General features: G+C 70.3%; 13 protein-coding genes. 11 read left to right on the forward strand and 2 right to left on the reverse strand.

The annotated features are described in order from the left end of the window. The first annotated feature begins 155 nt into the window (after window positions 1–155). The gene (locus CNX65_RS24525) at window positions 156–1,325 is read left to right on the forward strand and encodes a glycosyltransferase (RefSeq protein ID WP_096495874.1); all 1,170 of its coding nucleotides are present in this window, start codon (window positions 156–158) and stop codon (window positions 1,323–1,325) included. Between the two features lie 92 nt (window positions 1,326–1,417). On the opposite strand, the gene CNX65_RS24530 is transcribed toward CNX65_RS24525, so the two are convergent. Continuing rightward, window positions 1,418–2,740 (reverse strand): hemolysin family protein, encoded by a 1,323-nt coding sequence (locus CNX65_RS24530; RefSeq protein ID WP_096495875.1) that lies wholly within the window; start codon window positions 2,738–2,740, stop codon window positions 1,418–1,420. Window positions 2,741–2,856: 116 nt separating this feature from the next. On the opposite strand from CNX65_RS24530, the gene CNX65_RS24535 reads away from it, so the two are divergent. From CNX65_RS24535 to CNX65_RS24545, 3 genes are all read left to right on the forward strand, one after another. Next, window positions 2,857–3,240, forward strand: a complete 384-nt coding sequence (locus tag CNX65_RS24535) for a hypothetical protein (protein ID WP_096495876.1) — start codon at window positions 2,857–2,859, stop codon at window positions 3,238–3,240. Next, entirely contained in the window at window positions 3,233–3,754 is a 522-nt protein-coding gene (locus tag CNX65_RS24540; protein WP_096495877.1) for a hypothetical protein, read from the forward strand. Before CNX65_RS24535 ends, CNX65_RS24540 begins: the two co-directional genes overlap by 8 nt. A 106-nt stretch (window positions 3,755–3,860) precedes the next feature. After that, window positions 3,861–4,430: a DUF4240 domain-containing protein gene (locus tag CNX65_RS24545; protein ID WP_096495878.1), complete on the forward strand. Its 570-nt coding sequence runs from the start codon at window positions 3,861–3,863 to the stop codon at window positions 4,428–4,430. A 46-nt stretch (window positions 4,431–4,476) separates the two neighbouring features. Here CNX65_RS24545 and CNX65_RS24550 read toward each other — a convergent pair whose 3' ends face one another. After that, window positions 4,477–4,914: a nitroreductase family deazaflavin-dependent oxidoreductase gene (locus CNX65_RS24550; protein WP_096497979.1), complete on the reverse strand. Its 438-nt coding sequence runs from the start codon at window positions 4,912–4,914 to the stop codon at window positions 4,477–4,479. 152 nt (window positions 4,915–5,066) lie between these two features. Here CNX65_RS24550 and CNX65_RS24555 point away from each other — a divergent pair, with 152 nt between their 5' ends. The 7 genes from CNX65_RS24555 to CNX65_RS24585 all read left to right on the forward strand — a co-directional run bounded on the left by CNX65_RS24555 (window position 5,067) and on the right by CNX65_RS24585 (window position 16,366). After that, the gene (locus tag CNX65_RS24555) at window positions 5,067–5,687 is read left to right on the forward strand and encodes an L-threonylcarbamoyladenylate synthase (RefSeq protein WP_015803701.1); all 621 of its coding nucleotides are present in this window, start codon (window positions 5,067–5,069) and stop codon (window positions 5,685–5,687) included. Window positions 5,688–5,891: 204 nt separating this feature from the next. After that, window positions 5,892–6,581, forward strand: a complete 690-nt coding sequence (locus CNX65_RS24560) for a hypothetical protein (protein WP_096495879.1) — start codon at window positions 5,892–5,894, stop codon at window positions 6,579–6,581. A gap of 315 nt (window positions 6,582–6,896) precedes the next feature. Continuing rightward, on the forward strand, window positions 6,897–11,381 hold the full coding sequence (locus CNX65_RS24565) for a PA14 domain-containing protein (RefSeq protein WP_177154337.1): 4,485 nt from the start codon (window positions 6,897–6,899) through the stop codon (window positions 11,379–11,381). A 6-nt stretch (window positions 11,382–11,387) separates the two neighbouring features. Beyond that, window positions 11,388–14,009 carry a LamG-like jellyroll fold domain-containing protein gene (locus CNX65_RS24570; RefSeq protein ID WP_096495881.1) on the forward strand — a complete coding sequence of 874 codons (2,622 nt, stop codon included), beginning with the start codon at window positions 11,388–11,390 and terminating at the stop codon, window positions 14,007–14,009. 58 nt (window positions 14,010–14,067) lie between these two features. Further along, on the forward strand, window positions 14,068–14,403 hold the full coding sequence (locus tag CNX65_RS24575; protein ID WP_157767832.1) for a hypothetical protein: 336 nt from the start codon (window positions 14,068–14,070) through the stop codon (window positions 14,401–14,403). 215 nt (window positions 14,404–14,618) lie between these two features. Continuing rightward, window positions 14,619–15,221 carry a DedA family protein gene (locus CNX65_RS24580; protein WP_096495883.1) on the forward strand — a complete coding sequence of 201 codons (603 nt, stop codon included), beginning with the start codon at window positions 14,619–14,621 and terminating at the stop codon, window positions 15,219–15,221. Between the two features lie 92 nt (window positions 15,222–15,313). Further along, the gene (locus CNX65_RS24585) at window positions 15,314–16,366 is read left to right on the forward strand and encodes a GDSL-type esterase/lipase family protein (protein WP_096495884.1); all 1,053 of its coding nucleotides are present in this window, start codon (window positions 15,314–15,316) and stop codon (window positions 16,364–16,366) included. The last annotated feature ends 29 nt before the right edge of the window (window positions 16,367–16,395 follow it).

Consider the following 16,395-nt stretch of genomic DNA (forward strand, 5'->3'; position numbering starts at 1 on the left):
TCAGCCTGGTGACACCCCCAGGCGCCGCTCCTCCTGGTGCCGCCCCCTGGTGGCACTCCTCCCGGTGACGCCCCAGGCGCCCCCGGATGGCCGCCACCGGTCAGCCCCTCGCGAACAACCCCTTCGTGAAGCTAATTCAGCGTACGCTGAGTTCCGTGTTGATCCTCTTCTCCAGCCTCGGTGCCCACGGGCACCTGTTCCCCCTGTTACCGCTGGCCAGGGCCGCCGTGCGCGCCGGTCACCGGGTCAAGTTCGCCACCACCGGCGGCTTCCACGACGTCCTCGCGGGCATCGGCGTCGAACCGGTCGTCGCGGGCGCCGGGATGCGCGACTTCGCGGGCGAGCTGCTGCCGCCCGGCAAGACCCCGCGCGATCTCAGCGGTCCCGAGGGCGCCCCGATCATCGCCCGGCTGTTCGGCGACCTGCTCGCCCGCTCGTTCGCCACCGGCGTCGCCGGGCTCATCGACCAGGAGCGCCCCGACCTGGTGGTCCAGGAGCTGGCCAACCCCGGCGCGGGCATCGCGGCCAGGGCGGCGGGCGTTCCCGTGCTGTGCCACGGGTTCGGGCGCATGTCGTCCGGCTCCGAGATGCCCAAGCTGATGGTCGGGCACCTGCGCGGCGTCGCGGCCGAGCACGGCGTCGACCTCGGCGAGGTGGACCTGGGCGGTGGCGACGACAGCGTGTTCCTGCTGGGCAACCCGTACCTGGACATCTGCCCGCCGTCGCTGCGGGACCCGTCGTTCACCATCCCGGACACGATCCCGCTGCGGCCCGTGCCGTTCGCGGCGCCGGGCGAGCTGCCCGCGATCGCCACCGCGCCCCGCGACGAGCCGCTGGTCTACCTGACCCTGGGCACCGCGTTCGGGCACGCCGAGGTGTTCCGGGCCGCGATCGACGGGCTGGCCTCGCTGGACGCGCACGTGCTGGTGGCGGCCGGTCCGGCGGTGGAGACGGCAGCGCTCGGCGAGGTGCCGGACAACGTGTCGCTGCACGCGTGGGTGCCGCAGGCGGACCTGCTGCCGCACGTGGACCTGGTGGTGCACCACGGGGGCAGCGGCACGACCATGGGCGCGCTCGGCGCGGGCGTGCCGCAGCTGGTGCTGCCGCAGGGCGCGGACCAGTTCACCAACGCCGAGGCCGTGGTCGCGGCCGGGCTGGGCGGGCGGCTGATCGGCGACGAGGTGGCCGCCGAGGCCGTCGCGTCCGCCGCGCGCGGGCTGCTGGGCTCCGAGGAGGTCGCGGTGGCGGCGAAGGCGGTGGCGGCGGAGATCGCCGCGATGCCGTCGCCGGACGAGGTGGCGGCGCGGCTGCCCGAGCTGGTCTGACGACCTCGGGGAATCGGCCCACCGACGTGCCGATTCCCCTTGCCCCGCAACGACTTCCCTGCACGGACTTCCCGGTCGGCCCCTCCCGGCGCTCAGTCCGCCCCGACCACCTGCCCGTCCGGGTCCTGCTCCACGTCGGCCTCCGCCGGTTCGGCCCGCCGCAGCCGAACCGACGTGATCGCGTGGTGCTCGACGGCCAGCACCTCGAAGTCCCAGCCCGCCACCGCCGCCCGGTCCCCCGGCCCCTCGGGCACCAGGCCCAGCTCGACCAGGATCAGCCCGGCGACGGTGGTGTAGTCGCCCTCGGGCGGGTCGCGCAGCTCGACGCCCAGGTCCACCAGGTCGTGCACCGGGAACGTGCCCGGCAGCACCATGGCCCCGTCCTCCTCGCGGCGCACCTCCAGGACGTCCCGGTCGGTCTCGTCGTAGATCTCCCCGACGACCTCCTCCAGCAGGTCCTCCAGGGTGACGATGCCGTCGACCGCGCCGTGCTCGTCCACGACCAGCGCGAACTGCTCGCGCTCGGTCTTGAAGCGGCGCAGCGCGTCCACCACGCGCAGCGAGTCCGGGAACACCACGGCCTGCCGCGCGACCTGCGTGAGCGAGACCCCGTCGTCGAGCAGGTCCCGCAGGTGCACGACGCCGACGACGTCGTCCAGGTGGCCGGTGCGCACGACAGGCGCGCGCGAGCGGCCGGACGCGACGAGCTCGGCGCGCGCCTGCGGGATCGCCATGTCCACGGGCAGCGTCACGACCTCGCGGCGCGGCACCAGGACCTCGCGCAACCGGCGGGCGTGGATCTCCAGCGCGCCGGTGATGATCTCGCGCTGCTCCGGGTTCAGGCCCTGCTGCCCGGACACCAGGTCGCTCAGCTCCTCCGGGCTGAGCTGCTCCTCGGCGGCGTCCGGGTTGCCGCCGAACAGCCGCACGACCGCGTTGGTCGACTTGCTCAGCAGCCACACCGCCGGGCGGGAGACCGCCGACAGCACGTCGAGCGGCTTGGCCACGAAGCTGGCCCACCGCAGCGCGTTCTGCATCGCCAGGCGCTTGGGCGCGAGCTCGCCGAGCACCAGCGTGAAGAACGTGAGGACGATCGTGACCAGCGCCACGGCGACCGGGTCGGCCGCGCTGCCCAGGAAGTCCAGCAGCGGCACCAGCGGCGCGGCGAGCGTCACGGCCGCCGCCGCCGACGCCAGGAAGCCCGCCAGGGTGATGCCGATCTGGATCGTCGCCAGGAAGCGGTTCGGGTCGCGGGCGAGCTTGACCAGCGTGCGCGCGCCACGACCCCCTTCCCGCTCCAGGGCTCTGATCTGGCCCTCCCGCAGGGAGACCAGCGCCATCTCGCTGCCGGCGAACACCGCGTTCACCAGGACCAGCACGGCCACCAGCGCCACGTTCCACCAATATCCGTCCACGCCACCCCACTCCGACCAGCGATTCGCACGGAACCGCGCAGCGACCAGCACCGAAGCGCGCAACGCGGGTGTTCTAGCCTTCAGGGCATACCCCGTACCGGTGAGGAACCCACCTGATGATCGACTGGCTGGCCACGGCCACCATCGCCGCCGCGCTGCTCGCGGCGGGGTGGGCGGTGCTGCTGGCGGTGTTGGACAAGCCGCTGACGCTGGAGGACTGGACGACGCTGGGCGTGGCGGCCCTGGTGGTGTCGCAGGAAGTGGCGCTGCTGGCGCAGACGGTGGTCGGCGCGGTGCTGCTGGCGGGCGACGGGCACGAGGCGGTGTCGGGGGCGACGTTCTTCGGCTACCTGCTGACCGCGTTGCTGCTGCTGCCGCTGGCGGGGTTCTGGTCGATCGTGGACCGGTCGCGGTCGGGGGCGTCGGTGCTGGCGGTCGGGTGCCTGACGACGGCGGTCATGGTGGTGCGGCTGAACCAGATCTGGGCCGGTCATGCCTGAGCGGGAGGAGCGGTCCGGGGTGGGCGCGGGTGACGGGGAGCCGGGTTCGGCGGCGAGCCGGTTCGCGGACCGGGTGTCGTCCCGCGGCGCGGGTTCCCGCTCGGGTGGCGAGCCGCTGACGCTGGCGCAGCGCACCAGGAGCGGTCCGGGCAGCGTGCTGATCGCGGTGTACGGGATCTTCGCCCTGGCCGCGACCGCGAGGTCCGTGCTGCAGATCACGACGAAGTTCTCGCACGCCCCGCTGGCCTACTCGCTGTCGGCGTTCGCGGCGGTGGTGTACGTGGTGGCGACGGTGATGCTGGTGCGCGGCGACGGCGCGTCGCGGCGGGTGGCGTTCGCGTCGTGCGCGGTGGAGCTGGTGGGCGTGCTGGTGATCGGCGCGCTGAGCGTGCTGGAGCCGGGGTGGTTCCCTGAGGCCACGGTGTGGTCGGACTTCGGCGGCGGCTACGGCTACGTGCCGCTGGTGCTGCCGGTGCTGGGGCTGCTGTGGCTGCGGCGGACCCGGCGCGGGTGAGCGGGTCCGGCTCCGGCTCCCGTGCCCCGGCCGCCGGGGTGGTCCCCGCAGGTGGGAAGCCTGCTGGGCGGGGCGGGGGCGCCCCCAATGGTTAGGATCGGCGCTCATGGACCGCGATGCGTACTGGGCCCTGGTCGAACGAGCGCGGGCCGCCGCGGGGGAGTTCGCGGGGGACCGCGACCTGCGCGAGGACCCGCTGCCCGACGCCGTCGTCGCCCAGCTCGGGGCGTTGTCCGGCGAGGAGCTGGTCGAGTTCTCCCTGCGGCACGGTGAGATCGTGGACAGCGCTTACCGGTGGCCGCTCTGGCACGCCGCCCACCTCATCGAGGGCGGGTGCGGGGACGACGGGTTCGCGGACTTCCGCGACGGGCTGGTGCTCCAGGGGCGCGCGGTGTTCGAGGCCGCGGTGGCCGACCCGGACTCGTTGGCGGACCTGCCGGTGGTGCTGCGCATGGCGCGGGAGGGCGGCGGGTGGCTCGGGTACGAGTCGATGAGCCACCTGGTGCGCGACGCGTACAAGCGGGCGCGCGGGGAGAGCGACTCGCTGCTCGCGGCGGTGGCCGAGCGGCGCGGCGCGGTGGTGCGGCGCAAGCCCGACGGCGAGCAGTGGGACGTGGAGGACCCGGCCGAGAACCGGGCGCGGCTCCCCCGGCTCGCGGAGCTGTTCGAGTCGTGACCTGCGGTGACCGCCGCACCGGACGGCGGTCACCCGCACGTGGGGATCAGGGCAGCGGGTCCAGGACGAACACCGGGATCTCCCGCTCGGTCTTGCGCTGGTAGTCGGCGTAGTCGGGGAACGCGGCGACCGCCCGCTCCCACCACAGGGCCTTCTCCTCGCCGGTCACCTCGCGGGCCACGTACTCCTTGCGGACCGGCCCGTCCTGCAGCTCGACCTGCGGGTTGGCGACCACGTTGTGGTACCAGACGGGGTGCTTGGGCGCGCCGCCGAGCGAGGCGACGATCGCGTACCGGCCGTCGTGCTCGACGCGCATCAGCGGCGACTTGCGGATCTTGCCGGACTTGGCGCCCAGCGTGGTCAGCACGATCACCGGCATCCCGCGCAGCGTGGTGCCCTCGGTGCCGCCCGAGCTCTCGTACAGCTCGACCTGGTCGCGCACCCACTTCTCGGGGCTCGGGTCGTACTCGCCGGACAGGGGCATCTTCTCGTCCTCCGGGGTGGTGCGGTCACGGGGCGTGGTCACCGGGAGCGGTGCGCCCGTCACCCAGTGTGGCCCGTCGGGTGATCACCCGCACAGCGGCGGGCGCGGCGGCCCGTGAGCGGCCGTGATCAGCGCGGACTAGGCTTCCCGGCATGGCCAGGTACCTCGACGTCCACCCGGTGAACCCCCAGCGGCGCGCCATCGACCAAGCGGTCGAGGTGGTGCGGGCGGGCGGGTTGATCGCCTACCCGACGGACTCCTGCTACGCGCTCGGCTGCCAGCTGGGCAACAAGGAGGGCCTGGACCGGATCAGGCAGATCCGGAACCTGGACGACAAGCACCACTTCACCCTGGTGTGCCGGGACTTCGCGCAGCTGGGCCAGTTCGCGTACGTGGAGAACGCGGCGTTCCGCGCGATCAAGGCCGCGACGCCGGGCAGCTACACGTTCATCCTGTCGGCGACCCGCGAGGTGCCGAGGCGGCTGCTGCACCCGAAGAAGAAGACGGTCGGCGTGCGCATCCCGGACAACGCGGTGGTGCAGGCCCTGCTGGAGGCGCTGGGCGAACCGCTGCTGTCGAGCACGCTCCTGCTCCCGGACCAGGAGGAGCCGCTGGTGCAGGGGTGGGAGATCAAGGAGCGGCTGGACCACGTGGTGGACGCCGTCCTGGACTCCGGCGACTGCGGCACCGAGCCGACGACGGTGGTGGACTTCTCCAGCGGCGAGGCCGAGGTGCTGCGGGTGGGGGCTGGGGACCCAAGTCGCTTCGAGTAGGGCCGGACGGCCCGTTCCCGGCTGCGCGGATTGCCGCAGCGGGGGTGGGTTGATCATCCTCGGAGGGTTCGCCCCGGCATCTGGCCGGATCACCGGCCCGCGCCGACCGGGTTGGTCCGAGGAGCGCGGATGCCGCAGCAGGGGTCTGGGAACGAGTGGCACGACCGGTTAGCCGGGCAGCTGCGGAGGATCACGCCCGAGTAGGTGACCGGGATCGGTGGCCTGCTGGTAAGGATCACCGCGCTGCTGACGTTCCTGCTCCAGGCGGGTGTGGTGGTGGCCGGGCCTGCGCTGACGGTGACCGGGACGCACGGGTCGACCGTGACGCACACCAGCACGGTGACCGGTTCCGCGAGCGCGTCCAGCCTCGCGCCGCTCACGGGCGGTTGTGCCGCTCCGGCCGGTTCCACCGTCGACGGACCTCGCGTCGGGGAGCCCTCGGGTGGTGTCGAGGAGCGGCCTGCGGTGGACACCGGCTCCCGCACCGGGACGCCCGCGCCGCGCACCGAGGCGTCCCCGTCGGCGGACGTTGCCGTTCCCGTTCCAGGGCTGGGTGCGGCGAGCGCGTACTTCAGCGGTGACGTGGCGTTCCGCAGCCTGCACCCGGACCGCAAGCCCCCGGTGGACGTGCCCGCGCACAACGTGTGCCGGATCACCGAGAACCGCTTGCACGGCGAGGACGCGTACCAGCTCCTGCCGTGGCCGGGCAGCACCGCGCCGAGCCGCACGGAGTGCGCGGAGGCCGCGGCCACGTCGCCGCGCCGGGACACCGACCACCTGCAGGTGGGCAGCCTGGCGTGCGGCAAGACGCCGGAGAGGCGGCTGTTCCGGGTCGAGGTGCTGTCGGTGACGCCTGCGGAGATCACCGGTCGGCTCGTGGTGTGGGAGCGCTGAGCCGCAGCACCGACGAGCACGGCACACCTCGTGCGGGTGGCCATCTCTCACCGTGGGTGAGCGGTCTGCGGCTCAACGCGAAAACGATCGCCGCACATCGGTGAGCTGCACCACTATGTAAAGTCTGCGTATTGGCGACTCCCCGTTCGTAAACCATCCTTTGCGAAATTTCACCACGAGCGCGAGTGACTTTCGATCTTCGTGCCCACAACCGGGGGGTTGTCGCTCTTGCAACGCCGACGCACGGCGTGGCTCCGCCATGCCTTCATGACAAAAACGATCGCGGTCGCGACAGCGGCGGTGTTGGCGGTGACAATGGCGTCCCCGATCGCCAACGCCGCCCCTAAGCGGCCATCCGAGCAGGTCAAGGCCATGGACCCGGACAAGCTCGCCCCGCTGCCGAGCGGCACGGGCGACCCGGTGTCCCCGGAGAAGCAGAGCGGTGACTTCTCTCCGCCGACCGAATCCGGCACACCGGGAAAGCGATCTTCGGCTCCCAAGGTCGACACCCCCAACAAGCCAGCGAAGAACTCGAAGGGCAAGACCAAGCAGAAGTCCAGCTACGTCGAGGGCAAGTCGAAGCTGGTGGAGCGCCAACCCACCGCAGACATCTACGCCAATCCCGACGGCACCAGGACCGCGAAGCTCTACCAGGAGGTCGTGAACGTCCCGAAGGACGGCACGGGCGAACTGGTCCCGCTGGACCTGGACCTGGTGGTCGAGGACGGCAAGGTCACGCCGAAGCAGGCGCAGGCCGAGGTGGTGCTGCCCGAGAGCACCGACGGCGACGCGGCGATCACGGTGGTCGCCCCGGACACCGGAAAGCACGCCTCGCTGGAGTTCGAGGGCCTGGCCGACCGCACCGCCGAGATCAACGGCGAGGTCGCCACCTATCGCGACGTGCAGCCGGGCATCGACCTGGAGCTGCACTCGATGGCCTCCGGCGCCAAGCACGTGTTCGTGCTCAACCGCGCGGTGGACACCCCCGAGTGGCGCTTCACGCTCACCGTCGAGCCGGGGTTCGCGCCCGAGCAGCAGGAGGACGGCGCGGTCCTGGTCAAGGATGCCGACGGGGCGGTGGAGTTCGCCGTCGCGGCCCCGAAGATGTGGGACAACCAGGAGGACGAGCGCTCCGGCGAGTGGCGCTCCGGCCCGGTCACCCAGCGCCTGGAGCGCGAGGGTGACGCGTGGAAGGTCGTGCTGGCTGCCGACCGGGCGTGGGTCAAGGCGCGCGAGCGCAAGTTCCCGATCAAGGTCGACCCCGGTCTGCACACGCTGTACGCGGCGTTCGACGCGTACGTGTCGAGCGCGTACCCGCGCAACAACTACGACGTGGACTGGGAGGACGGCCGGGGTTACGTCAACAAGATCGGCTCCTGGCCCGGCGCGGGCAGCAACCAGACCTACGCGTTCTACCACTTCCTGCCGCACGTGTACGGCAAGCAGATCCTGCACGCCTCGTGGAACGCCTACTGGGTGCACTCGAACCTGAACAGGCCGACGAACGTGCGCATCCGGGACGTGGCCTGCGACTGGGGCCGCACGTCGATCACCTGGAACAACCGTCCCTGCCTGGGGTCGGCCTACCGCGACGGCACGGGTGTGGCCGGGTCGTGGAGCACGATCGACATCACCGACTGGGTGGCGTGGTGGGCCGGGGGCAACGGCAGCTACCGGGGCATCATGGTCGACACGACCGAGGGGCAGAACGGCTGGAAGAAGATGGCCGCCGCCAAGGCCGGTCCCGGTGGTGGCGCGTCGGTGGTGCTGGTCGACTACAACGACTGGCCGACCGGTCCGGAGAACCTGGGCTGCGGCGACTGCTCGGCGCACTCCAAGGACTTCACCCTGGCGGTGCGCAGCAACGACGCCAACAACGACAAGCGCGTCGTGCAGTACTTCGTGTCCACCGACCCGAACGTCATGGGCGCCTACTTCACCTCCCACCAGGTGGATATCCAGCCCGGTCAGAACGAGGCGCGCTGGCAGGTCCCGAAGGAGGCGCTGGCCTGGAACCAGAAGCACTTCTGGCAGGCGCGCGTGCGGGACGACTACATGCCGGACAACACCTGGACCTACTCGCCGGTGTGGAGCTTCACCCCGCAGAACCAGACCCCGCCGACCCCGGCACTCGGCGGCCCGGCCGATCGCGGTGTGGTGTCGAGCAAGCAACCGACGTTGAGCGCGGGGGCGGTCACCGACCCCGACGGTGACGCGGTGCAGTACGAGTTCTCCATCGCCACCGGCGCGGACGGGCGTTCCGGTCTGGTCGCGAAGTCCGGTTGGCAGGACGGCACGAGCTGGACCGTGCCGACCGGGGTGCTCAAGGACGGGGTGACCTACACCTGGACGGTGCGCTCCCGCGATCGCGACCAGGACACCCACTCCGCCTACGCGGCGTCCCGCAAGCTGCGGGTGGATCTGCGGCTGGGCGCGCAGGGACCGGTGCCCGGCGACGCGTCGGGCCCGATCACGGTGAACCTGTCCACCGGCAACGTGATCACCGACCTGGCGACGCCGAAGATGACCACCGTCGGCGGTGACGTCGGCGTGTCCATGACCTACAACTCCCTGGGAGTCGGCGAGTCCGGTCTGGTGGGCTCGTACTTCACCGGTGACTCGCGCGACGGCATCGCCGACAGCGACTCCCCCGTGCTGGTGCGCACCGACCCGCAGGTGTCGTTCAACTGGGGCGAGCAGTCCCCCTACGACCCTGTGATGGGCAAGGACGGGTTCCGGATCCGCTGGCAGGGCTACGTGAAGGTCCCCGAGACCGGCTCGTACGCCTTCGGCGGTCAGTACGACGACGGGCTGCGGGTGTGGATCGGGGACGACAAGGTCTTCGACCAGTGGAAGGACAACTGCACCTGCGGCGGCCCGGCCAAGTTCGACGGCGCGGTCGCCAAGCAGCTCGTCGCGGGCACCTCGTACCCGATCCGCGTGGAGTACCGGGAGTTCTCCGGCCCGGCGGACGTGTCCCTGTTCTCCCGCAAGGACGACGGCGCGGGCGCGCCCGTCCCGGCGTCGTGGTTGTCCCCGACCGCGTCGGCGCTGCCGCCGGGCTGGTCGCTGTCAGCCGACGTGGACGGTTCAGGCAGCTACACCAAAGCGACGCTGACCGAGTCGGGCGTGACCCTCACGGACACGACCGGTGCCGCGCACTCGTACACCAAGACCTCGGACGGCGGCTACCGGCCTCCACCGGGCGAGTACGGCGTGCTGGCCCGTGACGCCGAGGGCAAGCTGACCTTGCTCGACGGCGACGGCACGACGTACCTGTTCGGCGCTGCCGGTCAGCTGGAGGCGGTCACCTCCGCGGCGGACGCGCGCAAGCCCGCCGCCGCGCGCATGGAGTGGACCAGGCCCGACGCCACCAGCCCGATCCCCAGGCTGACCAGGATCGTCGACCCGGTGTCGAACCGCGCGATCACCCTGCACTACGCGGGTGACCAGGCGTGCGCTCCCGTGGGCGGCTACAACCCGACCCCGCCGGGCTTCCTGTGCGCGGTCAAGCTCCCGGACGGCGCGACCAGCAACCTGTTCTACCTCAACGGACGGCTCGGCCGCTTCCAGAACCCCGGCGGCGAGTACCACGACTTCGGGTTCAACGAGCACCACCTGCTCGACCAGCTGCGCACCCCGCTCTCGATCGACTGGATCGTCGTCGACGGGGCCAAGCGCAACACGTTCGGCCCGAACTACCGCGTCGACTACGACGGCCCCGTGACCAAGCGGGCGGTGAAGGTCTCCGCACCGGAACCGACCGGGTTCGAGCAGAACCCGTCCCAACGACCGCAGCGCACCTACAGCTACGGCCCGGACTGGACGAACGTGTCGATCGCGGGCATCACCCCGATCTCGGGCTACGCGCGCCGGGTGACCCGCGACGCGGGCGGCCGGATGCTCACCGAGACCGACGCGACCGGGCGCACCTCGCACTACGAGTGGGCCGAGGACGACAAGCAGCTGTCCACCACCGATCCGGCGGGTCTGAAGTCGACCACGATCTACAACGCCGCGGGCAACCCGATCGAGTCCTACGGTCCCGCCCCTGTCGCGTGCTTCGGCGCCGACCGGCGGCCCGTGAGTCCCGCGCCCTCCGGCTGCGACAAGATCCCCACCAGCCGCACCGGCTACGACGAGGGCATGAGCGGGCTGGCCGCCTCCTGGTGGACCAACCCGAACTTCTCGGGCAGCGCGACCAGGTACTCCACCACGGGGATCAACACCGACTGGCGCACGTCCGCACCGGTTCCCGGAGTGGACGTCTCGGGCGCGGTGTCGACCCGACTGACCGGTCAACTGGTGGTCGACGCGGCCGGTTCCCACGAGTTCTCCACGACCGAGGACGACCCCGGTGACAGCCTGCGCGTCTACGTCGACGACAACCTCGTGCTGGATCGCGGTTACTCCGCGGCGGTGCTGGAGTCGGGTCCGGTCGGCTACTGGCGGCTGGGCGACGAGGGCACGACCGCCAAGGACGTGTCCGGCAACGGCCGGGACGGCGCGTACTCGGGGGCGGTGAAGCGGCAGCAGGCGGGCGCGATGCCCGACGACCGCAGCACGGCGGTCGACTTCGCGGGCGGCCAGGCGCAGATCGCACCGGGCCCGTTCAACCTGACCGGCGCGCTCACCCTGGAGGCGTGGGTCAAGCCGAGGCCCAACCAGGCCAAGGGCGGCTGGCAGGACCTGATCAGCCGCTGGAACGGCGGCGACAACAACCCCATGCCGTACGAGTGGGCGATCAACCCCGAGGGCAAGCTGGAGTTCCGCCAGATCGGCAACGGCTCCGGCTTCTAGAGCGCGGTGTCCGAGGGCACGGTCTCGCTGAGCCACTGGAACCACGTGGCGGTCACCCGCGACGCGGACAACAAGGTCACCTTCTACGTCAACGGCAAGAAGTCCGGCCAGTCGACGATCGCGAAGGCGGGTCAGGCCAACGACGTCCCGCTGACCATCGGCAACCGGCCCGGCGGCACCACGACGGACGCGCTGCTCGACGAGGTCGCGGTCTACGACAAGGCGCTGGAGGAGAAGGACGTCACCAGGCACGCGGGCGCCGGTGGCCGGGTGAACGAGGCCCCCACCAAGCTGACCCTCTCCCAGGGCGAACACCGGATCAGGGTGGACTACGCCCAGCGCGCGTTGTCCGGCGATCAAGGCCGCGCCACTGCAGAGGCAGCCCTCTCGTGGAAACGAGATGGTAGTGCTGCCAACGCTGTTCCGACGGCTGTGCTGAGTCCGAACTACGGTCTCATCACATCAACAATGACTCCGGGCTCCGGCGAACAGCCGGAAGAACGAACGCAGACCAGGTACGCAGACAACGGATTCGACCCTGTCTACGGCTTGACCACTGCAACGGTCGCCGCTCCCTTCAGCTTGTCACTTGCCGAACGTTCCGACTACGAAAAGCCTGGCAGTGGCTTCCTGCGCCGTATCAGCCGCGAACTGCCGACCGGCGCCAAGAGCACGTACTCGTACTACGGCGACACCGAAGCACGTGCAAATCCCTGCGTGCCAGCTTCTCCCGCTGTCGTGCAGTCGGGTCTGTCCAAGTCGACTACCTCGGCATCAGGGCGGGTGGACGAGCAGGTGCACGATCTGCGCGGTCGTGCAGTAGCGCACGGCAGCACGGGCAAGTGGTCGTGCACGGCCTACGACAACCGGGGCCGGGTGGCCGAACGCAAGTTCCCCGGCAACGCTTCCACCTCTGAACGGACCGTGCGCTATGACTACGCGGTGGGCGGCGACCCGCTCGTATCGTCGGTCATCGACCAGGCTGGCACGATCACGACCAGGACGGACCTGCTCGGCCACGTGGTGGAGTACACCGACGTTGCAGGATTGCGCACGCAGAGCAGCTACGACTTGGCCGGACGCGTGATCCTGGAGCGGGTGACACCACCCAACAAACTCGATGAACCCCAGGAGACGCGCTACGCGCACGATGACGCCGGACGGATTCTCACCGTCAAGCTGGGGACGACCACGCTGGTCACCGCGGTTTATGACGCAGGGGGCGAACTGGTGTCCGCGTCCTACGCCAACGGCAGCGCGCTGGCCGCTGTCGGACGGGACGCCGCAGGCAGATTGGCATCGCGCACCTGGAGGACCAGCGACGGCAAGGAGATCGTCTCGTCCGTCACGCGTTCACCTTCAGGCACGATCGTGGACGAGTCCCTGGGCGGCGTGGACGCGCGCCCTTCCGGTCCGAACTACGTCTACGACGCGGTTGGCAGGCTGACCGAGGCGTGGGTGCCGGGACACCACTACACCTACGACTTCACCACCAGCAGTGCTGTCGGTTGCCCGTCGAACTCCCAGGCGGGGGCCGGACGCAATACCAACCGGATTCGCCTGCTCGACGAGACGGCAGCCGGGACGGCAGTAACCGGGTACTGCTACGACTCCGCAGACCGACTCCTGTCCACTACGGGGACCTCAGTCGTGAGCGACGTGCATTACGACGAGCGGGGGAACACCACCCGGTACACGGTCAGCGGCAGCACCACCCACCTGTCGTGGGACGGCGCGGACCGTAACATCGGCCTGCGAAGTACCGGCAGCGCACCTGCCAATGTCTCCTACAGCAGGGACAGCGAAGACCGGATCGTCCAGAGGCAGGCCACCCAGGGCGACGCCAGAGCCGATGTCCGCTACGGCCATACCGGTGGCGGTGACACCTCCGAGTACAGCATGAACGGCTCGGACAAGCGGTTGCTGTCGCGCAGCACGAGCCTGCCCGGCGGGGTGCTGCATACCTGGACACCGGACTCCACCACGGTGGACCACCCGGCAGTTCGGGGTGATCTGGTCCTCACCACCGGCGGGGACGGCAAGCAGATCGGCGCGCTGCGCACCTACGACCCATTCGGCCAGCCAGCCGGGCTGAGCACCGACAACGACGGCATGCCTGACAACCAACCGGGACACATGGACTACGGCTGGCTAGGGCAGCACCAGCGCCCGCACGAGCACGCTGGAGCGCTGTCCGTCGTCCAGATGGGGGCACGACCGTACAGCCCGCTGCTCGGCAGGTTCCTGTCCGTTGATCCGGTTGAGGGCGGCAGCGCCAACGACTACGACTACGTCAACGGTGATCCGGTCAACACAACCGACCTCGACGGTCGTTGCCCGTTTTGCGTGGTGCTGCTCATCGCCGGGGTTCGCGCAGGCGTTTCGATAATCATCAAACAAGGGGCACGCCAGGCAACCACGCAGGTCGCGAAGCAGGTAACGCGAAAGCCGATCGGCAATGTGGTGACCGGTTACACAAAGCACGGACTCCAGCGCGTCATGGGCAGCAGGAAGGACGGAGGAGTGAGTCCGTCTGCGATCTTGAACACGGTACGAACCGGAAAAATACGCAATGACGCAGAGCGCGGCACGATCAGATACACCGGAAAAATGCCGTCGTCGTGGTAAACCAACAAGGAAGAGTGGTCAGCGCATGGCCCCGCGGGAGCTCCGGAAAGAGAATTAAATGAGCAAGAAAGAACCTAATAAAAAATTTGCAAGGGCAGGCTTCAAAGACCTGATCAAATCAACTCAGGCCGCAGTGCGCAGCTTCATGTGGCAATGGGACCCCTACGACGTCGGGGAGGATCGCTCAATAAATCCCAACGAGTACGAGGACTGGGTCGACGAACTAACCAAGATGATCTTCTCCAACGTGCCGGAAAAAGCCATTATAGAGGCGATACACGAGCGCATGAGCAGAGAAGGACTGGCGACTTCCAGCAAATTCGAGAACAGGTTCATCAACGAATTTGCCGCCCTGAAAAAAACCCTAGACCAAGCTGAACAGAGTTCACCGTAAACATCCAAGAAGCCGGATCCAGGGTGGCGTTCCGCGCGCGAGCGCCAGCGCCACCCCAGGTCCGAGCATTCTCATTTTTGAACCACTCACTCCAGAAAATTTCCCCCCAGAGGTACTCGCGCAAAACTTGTCAGATGAGCAGAAAAGACGTCGCACGGAACGACTGACCCGCTCCCGACTGGCACGATCCCCCTCCCCTCGCCAGGATCAACCCCGTGGTGCTCGACTTCCTCCGCGACCTCCCGCCCGCGCTCGTGCTCGCGCTCGTCTTCGCGCTCCCCGCGCTGGAGGCGTCGACCATGCTCGGCGTCGTCTTCCCCGGTGAGGTCGCCGTGCTGGTCGGCGGGGCGGTCGCGCACTCCGGTGGGGTTGCGCTGTGGGCGGTGCTGGTGGCGGCGGTCGGCGGGGCGGTCGTCGGGGACGCCACCGGGTACCTCGTCGGCCGCCGGTACGGGCATCGGATGATCAAGGTGCTGCCCGAGCGGCTGGTCAGGCCCGAGCACCTGGCCAAGGCCGAGGAGCTGCTGCGGCGGCGGGGCGGGGTGGCGGTGTTCGTGGGGCGGTTCACGGCGCTGCTGCGGGCGCTGGTGCCCGCGCTCGCCGGGATGAGCCGGGTGCCGCTGCGGACGTTCCTGCTGTTCAACGCCCTGGGCGGGGTGCTGTGGGCGTCCGGGGTGGCGCTGCTCGGGTACGGGGCGGGCGCGAGCCTGCAACTCGCCGAGCACCGGCTCGGGCTGGCCAGCGAGATCGTGCTGGGCGTGCTGGTGGTGGCGGGCGCGGTGGTGTGGCTGCGGCGGCGCAAGGCGCACCGGTCGTGAGGGTCCGAAGTGGACGCGCCGGTGGCGCGACCCCGAACCCTGGGACCACGATCACGCTGCGTGAGCCCCGTCGGCCCGTAAACTGAGCGGCGATGCGCACCACACGCCGTCGCCTCGCCGCGCTCGCACTGGCCTTCCTGCTGCTCCCGCTGGTCGTCTTCGTCAGCGACCGCCCCAAGGCCCCACCGCTCGGACCACCCGACGACGCGCCCACCGCCATGGTCTCGCTCGGTGACAGCACGCTGTCCGGCGAGGGCGCGGGCGACTACGTCGACGACACCGACGGCCAGAACGACAACTGGTGCCACCGCTCGAAGCACGCCCAGGTGTTCCAGATGCCGTCGGTGCCCGTGGACGAGGTGTTCAACCTGGCCTGCTCGGGCGCGAACGCCGCGCGCGTGGGCATCACCGACCAGATCGGCAACACCGAGGGCTCGCAGGCGCTCCAGCTCGGCCGGATCGCCCGCACCCACCGGGTGACCACGATCGTGCTGGCCGTGGGCGCGAACGACGACCCGCGCTTCTCCGACGTGCTCGGGCAGTGCCTGCGCGCCTGGTTCGAGCGCCGCGACGACTGCTCGCGGCTGCTCGTGGAGGACTGGCGGGGGCGCGTGGAGCGGATGGTGCCGAAGGTCGAGAAGGCCGTGCGGGACGTGCGCCGGGTGCTGGACGAGGCCGGGTACTCGGTGGGGTCGTACGCGCTGGTGATGCAGTCCTACGCGTCGCCGGTGACCCCGGACGTGCCGCCGTCCCTGCAGAACCTGTCCGGGTGCCCGCTGCGCAGCGGTGACACGCGGTGGGTGCGGGACGTGGCCGTGGGCGAGCTGTCGGACGCGGTGCGCAGGGTGGCGACGTCGTCGGGCGCGCGCTTCCTGGACCTGTCGCGGGCGGGTCGCGGTCACGAGGCGTGCTCGGGCGGCGACTCCAGCGACGACGAGTGGTTCACCCGGCTCGTGGTGGACTTCGACGGGCTGCGGGACGAGGCGCGGGCGCGGCACGCGCTGCAGGAGTCGTTCCACCCCAACGCGCGCGGGCACGCGGCGTTCGGCGGGTGCATGGCGGAGTTCCTCGGCGCGAACGCCCGGTACGGGGCGTGCGAGCCGAACGAGGACGGCGGGCTGGACCTGGTGCTGGAGCAGGACTAGCGGGACGACCGGGGCTCGTCCGAACGCCC

Source organism: Actinosynnema pretiosum (assembly GCF_002354875.1).
Taxonomy (GTDB): Bacteria; Actinomycetota; Actinomycetes; order Mycobacteriales; family Pseudonocardiaceae; genus Actinosynnema; species Actinosynnema auranticum.